Here is a 4,099-nt window from a genome sequence, read left to right as displayed (position 1 = left end):
CCCCCTTTTAACTTTGGAGCACTTTATGACCCTGACTTCTAAATCCTCATTGGCGCTTGCCGCTTTGTGCCTGTGCACCTCTGCTTTCTCGCAAGCCAAAGCACCAGAGCCAATCTACACCTTATCGTACAACGTGGGTGCAACCAGTGACTACCGTTTTCGGGGCATTTCACAAACCTCATTCAAACCAACGCTGCAAGGCGGGGTTGATTTTGCGCACAAGAGCGGGCTGTACCTGGGTGTCTGGGGCTCCGGCATCAACTGGATCAAGGACTATGTGACCGCCACCGAGGGCAACCTTGAAGTGGACGTGTACGGCGGCTACAAAGGTGAAATCAAAAGCGGTTTGAGCTACGACCTTGGCGTGATCACCTACCAGTACCCCGGCAATAACGCGGCCACCAAACTTGCCAACGCAAACACCACCGAGGTGTATGCCGCCCTGACCTACGGTTTGGTCACGGCCAAATACAGCCGCGCCACCAGCAACTTCATTGCCAACAACAGCAGCGCAGGCAGCGCCTATTTTGAGCTGGCCGCTGCGTTTGATCTGGGCTCCGGCCTGACGCTCACACCGCATATTGGCCGCCAGATGATCCCCAACCAAGCCGGTGATCTGGGTGACTACACCGACTATTCCCTGACGCTGGCGAAAGACTTTGGCAACGGCCTGTCTGCCACAGTGGCTGCCGTTGGCACCAACGCCAGTGCGTCGTTCTACACCAATGCGGTCTCGCCGGTTGAAAACCTGGGCAAAAACGCGCTGACGGTTGGCCTGAAATACAGCTTCTGATGACCCGATAAAACCGAAGGAAAAGCCATGAAACTTGTTACTGCCATCATCAAACCCTTCAAGCTCGATGAGGTGCGCGAAGCACTCTCCTCCATCGGTGTGCAGGGCATTACCGTGACCGAGGTCAAAGGCTTTGGCCGTCAAAAAGGCCACACCGAGCTGTACCGCGGTGCCGAATACGTGGTGGACTTTTTGCCCAAAGTGAAGATCGAAGCCGCCATTGACGACGCTTTGGTGGACCGCGTGATTGAAGCCGTTGAGGGCGCAGCGCGCACCGGCAAGATCGGCGACGGCAAGATTTTTGTTTACAACCTGGAGCAAGTTGTTCGCATCCGCACCGGTGAAACCGGCAAAGAAGCGCTCTAACCCCTATGCGAGAACTGCCATGAAAAAACTATTTTTATCCCTGGTTTTGGGGCTGGGTCTGCTCAGCTCTGCAACCTTTGCCAGCGCTGAAACTGCTGCGGTGGCGCCAGCTGCTGCCGTAGCCACCGCTGAGGCCAAACCTGCTGATGCGGCGGCCACGGCGGCAGCGCCAGCTGCGGCAACCGATGCCGTGGCACCTGCTGCAACGGCTGCTGCTGCGGCACCCGCCACCCCGGCGGCCACGCCAGCGGCTCCCGTGCCCAACAAAGGCGACACCGCCTGGATGATGGTCTCCACTTTGCTGGTGATTCTGATGACCGTGCCCGGCTTGGCGCTGTTCTATGGCGGCCTGGTGCGCAGCAAAAACATGCTGTCGGTGCTGATGCAGGTCATGGTCACGTTCTCACTGATTGTGGTGCTGTGGTTCATTTACGGCTACAGCCTTGCGTTCACCGAGGGCAACGCCTTTATTGGCAGCTTTGACCGCCTGTTCATGAAGGGCATTTGGGACAACGCGGCAGGCACTTTTGTCAACGCAGCCACCTTCAGCAAGGGCGTGGTTATTCCCGAGATCGTGTTTGCCGCCTTCCAGGCCACGTTTGCCGGCATCACCTGCGCGCTGATTGTGGGCGCGTTTGCCGAGCGAATGAAGTTCTCTGCCGTGCTGATGTTCATGGTGATCTGGTTCACCTTCAGCTATGCACCGGTTGCGCACATGGTCTGGTTCTGGATGGGGCCTGACGCCTACACCGGCAAAGAAGTGGTTGATGCGATGAACGCCAAGGCCGGCTACATCTGGCAAAGCGGCGCGCTGGACTTTGCCGGCGGCACCGTGGTGCACATCAACGCGGCGGTGGCGGGCTTGGTCGGTGCCTTCATGGTCGGCAAGCGTATTGGTTATGGCCGTGAAGCCATGGCACCGCACAGCCTGACCATGACCATGGTGGGTGCTTCCCTGTTGTGGGTGGGCTGGTTTGGTTTCAACGCCGGTTCCGCGCTGGAAGCCAACGGTTTTGCCGCGCTGGCCTTCATCAACACCTTTGGCGCAACAGCGGCTGCTGTGCTGGCCTGGTGCATGGGTGAAGCGCTGATGAAGGGCAAGGCCTCCATGCTGGGCGCTGCCTCGGGTGCTGTGGCTGGTTTGGTAGCCGTCACCCCTGCTGCGGGCAACGTGGGTATCGGCGGTGCGCTGGTCATTGGTGCCGTGGCCGGCTTTGCCTGCCTGTGGGGTGTGCATGGCCTGAAGAAGCTGCTGGGCGCTGACGACTCGCTGGACGTGTTCGGCGTGCATGGCGTGGGCGGCATTGTGGGTGCGCTGCTGACCGGCGTGTTCAACTCGCCAGCCTTGGGCGGCCCCGGCTACGTGGCCGACTGGGTCACGGCCTCGGCCATTGCCAGTGCCGACTATTCCATCTCCTCCCAAGTCTGGGTGCAGGCCAAAGCGGTGCTGACCACCGTGGTCTGGTCGGCTGTGGTGTCGGTGGTGGCGTTCAAACTGGTGGACTTGACCGTGGGCCTGCGGGTGAGCGAAGAAGAAGAGCGCGAAGGTTTGGACATTACCTACCACGGAGAAACGGCTTACAACCGTTAAAGCGGGCGTGACCCAGGGGCCGCCAAACCCCTGGGCCAGCGGGTATCTCCCGCGCTTTCTGGCAAACCTGACCCACCCGAGCTTGCTGCTGGGGTGGGTTTTTTGCGTTTCAAGGGCTTTTGGTGCTACTGTTTTTATAGCTGCTTGCGCAGGTAGTACGTGCGCAATAGGCTGATTTGATGTCTAATTCTGGTGAAACGGACTACTGGTGGCGGGTCGGGTGCATGCGCTGGTGTTTTCCGAAACCGCCAAAGGCATTCGGGTTATCAGCTTTCGCAAAGCGAATAAACGTGAGGTAAAACGGTATGAACAAGAAACCCAACCCTGAACTGGTTGACGATGAAAACCCGGAGTGGACGGACGAAATGTTCAATCAGTCCGTGCGCCTGGATGGGCTGCCAGCGTCTTTGCAGGCCAAGTTGCGGGGCAGGCCAAAGGCCATCGTTACCAAAGAGGCGGTCAAGCTGCGCCTTGATGCCGACGTGCTGGCTGCCTTGCGCGCCAGTGGGGACGGCTGGCAAACGCGCATTAACGACACACTGCGAGCCTCGCTGCACTTGGCCGGGCGAGTGTAGCCAAAACCGACATTGGCGCACGCTGGATGTGCGCAGATAGCTATTAAATAAATAGCGTTTCAGGTTTCTGAACCACATCTTCAAAGCGGTGCATAGTCAGCCCAAGGCGCATTGCAATGTCAAACTCAAGCCCTGCGCCCTTGCTATCAGCCCAGCCGGGCCGTAGCACGATGCTTTGGCATTGCACAAGCTGGGTGATGGCCTGTCGCATGTAGGCTTGCCACGATCCGCACGGCGGCGCGGGGTTTTCGGCGGGGTTGAGTGCCGTGTGGCCCATGGCCCGCAGCGTTGCAGCCAAGTCTGGGTGCAGGTCAAAGCGGTGCTGACCATCTTTTTCTGGCAAATCTGACCCACCCGAACTTGCTGCTGGGGTGGTTTTTTTACATTCCAAGAGCTTTGAATGCTACTGTTTTTATAGCTGCTTGCGCAGGTACTACCTGCGCAAGGGGCTGATTTGATGCTTAGGGATGCAGAAATTGCAAATGTCCCGTTTATGGCGAGTGCTGACGGGATGCAGTGCCAGGCGCAAGACGCGAAGTTTAGCCAGCTAAACGAGCGGATTGCAACGACGCAATGCACCCGCCAGTGCCGCCAGAAATGGGATATTTGTGATTTCTGCATCCCTTACCCCTCGTGCAATACACGGCGCATGGGTTCCGTCAGTTCCTGCACCATGTCATTCAGCCCAATGGCCTGTGCCCCATGGCGCAGCGCAAAGCGCTCGGTGCCTGGGTACACCACAAAGCGGCGGGTGATGGCCAGGTCGTCGCAGGC

The 4,099-nt window shown here is 58.6% G+C and carries 5 protein-coding genes; 4 read left to right on the top strand and 1 reads right to left on the bottom strand.

The window, feature by feature from the left end; all coding sequences use genetic code 11:
* The 4 genes from KBF66_RS18985 to KBF66_RS18970 all read left to right on the top strand — a co-directional run.
* On the top strand, window positions 1–793 hold a 793-nt coding region (locus KBF66_RS18985; RefSeq protein ID WP_365732557.1), incomplete at its 5' end, for a TorF family putative porin.
* A 27-nt stretch (window positions 794–820) separates the two neighbouring features.
* Window positions 821–1,159, top strand: coding sequence for a P-II family nitrogen regulator (gene glnK, locus KBF66_RS18980; RefSeq protein ID WP_296661240.1), 339 nt, complete (start codon window positions 821–823; stop codon window positions 1,157–1,159).
* A 19-nt stretch (window positions 1,160–1,178) separates the two neighbouring features.
* A complete protein-coding gene (gene amt, locus KBF66_RS18975) occupies window positions 1,179–2,750 on the top strand; it encodes an ammonium transporter (RefSeq protein WP_296661238.1) in 1,572 nt (523 codons plus the stop codon).
* Window positions 2,751–3,055: 305 nt separating this feature from the next.
* The gene (locus KBF66_RS18970) at window positions 3,056–3,325 is read left to right on the top strand and encodes a BrnA antitoxin family protein (RefSeq protein ID WP_296661236.1); all 270 of its coding nucleotides are present in this window, start codon (window positions 3,056–3,058) and stop codon (window positions 3,323–3,325) included.
* A 43-nt stretch (window positions 3,326–3,368) separates the two neighbouring features.
* On the opposite strand, the gene KBF66_RS18965 is transcribed toward KBF66_RS18970, so the two are convergent.
* The gene (locus tag KBF66_RS18965) at window positions 3,369–3,623 is read right to left on the bottom strand and encodes a DUF4406 domain-containing protein (RefSeq protein WP_296661242.1); all 255 of its coding nucleotides are present in this window, start codon (window positions 3,621–3,623) and stop codon (window positions 3,369–3,371) included.
* Between the last annotated feature and the right edge of the window lie 476 nt (window positions 3,624–4,099).

The sequence above is a fragment of the Rhodoferax sp. genome (assembly GCF_018063565.1).
Classification (GTDB): Bacteria; Pseudomonadota; Gammaproteobacteria; order Burkholderiales; family Burkholderiaceae_C; genus Rhodoferax.
Note: the sequence above shows the minus strand (reverse complement) of the source record. Positions and strands in the feature narration are given on the sequence as shown.

Bases quoted from the DNA above. Each gene is read 5' to 3' on its own strand.
- glnK (WP_296661240.1), top strand. From the start codon at position 821: ATGAAACTTGTTACTGCCATCATCAAACCCTTCAAGCTCGATGAGGTG.
- amt (WP_296661238.1), top strand. From the start codon at position 1,179: ATGAAAAAACTATTTTTATCCCTGGTTTTGGGGCTGGGTCTGCTCAGC.
- KBF66_RS18970 (WP_296661236.1), top strand. From the start codon at position 3,056: ATGAACAAGAAACCCAACCCTGAACTGGTTGACGATGAAAACCCGGAG.